The sequence below is a fragment of the Robiginitalea aurantiaca genome, assembly GCF_030380815.1.
Lineage (GTDB): Bacteria > Bacteroidota > Bacteroidia > Flavobacteriales > Flavobacteriaceae > Robiginitalea > Robiginitalea aurantiaca.
The window spans coordinates 1-852 of the sequence record NZ_JAUDUY010000032.1 but is presented as its reverse complement, the minus strand read 5'-3'; the positions used below and the strand labels follow the sequence as shown (position 1 = coordinate 852).

The 852-nt window shown below is 55.8% G+C and carries 1 protein-coding gene; it reads right to left on the bottom strand.

The genetic code is table 11. The annotated features are described in order from the left end of the window. Window positions 1-852: PKD domain-containing protein (locus QU605_RS15310; RefSeq protein ID WP_289726202.1), on the bottom strand; the 852-nt coding region annotated here is incomplete at both ends.

Genomic DNA, 852 nt, shown 5'->3' with positions numbered 1-852 from the left:
GATATTCCCCGCCCCATAGCTTCCGTCATAGGCTGTGGCGGTCAGAGTGTAGGTGCCCTGTGGGAACGGCACGCCACTATAATCAATTCCAGGCAAGTCTCCAAACAACGAGTAAGGAGCCCTTCCCTCCAGTTGTGTGCGCGAGACAGGTCCTGAAAGGACCATACGGACGCTTCCGATCACAGGCGGGTTCGTATTGGTTCTAATGCTCAGGTCGATACCCGCGACCACCGAGGGATCGATCTGAAGCCCATTGGTCAGTTCGAACAGGTCCACATCCGAAGTGGCGTCGATAAGAGTAAACCCTGCGATGGCACTGGCGTCCGGATCGTTGACAACAATCTGCACAGATGCATCGTCCTGTAGCCCATCCCCGTCCGTGACCGTCAGGGTTGCCGTATAGGTCCCTGGGGTGGTATAGGTATGGTTCGGATTCGCATCGGTGGAGGTGTTGCCATCCCCAAAATCCCAGCTGTACTGGGCAATCCCCGAGTCATCTGTGGAATTACTGCCTGTAAAGCTCACATTCAAGGGTACATCCCCACTCAGTGGAGTGGCAGAGGCTATTGCCGAAGGCGGCAGGTTGCCCCCTCCTGGTGCAATGGAGAACTGTATGCTGGTCACCCCAATGATATTCCCCGCCCCATAGCGGCCATCATAGGCCGTGGCGGTCAGGGTATAGCTGCCCTGTGGGAACGGTACACCGTTGTAATTCCCACCAATTTCATCGCCATAGAGTGCATAGGGTGCTGCCCCTTCCAGTTGTGTGCGTGAGACAGGCCCTGAAAGGACCATACGGACACTTCCGATCACAGGCGGGTTCGTATTGGTTCTAATGCTCAAATCGATACC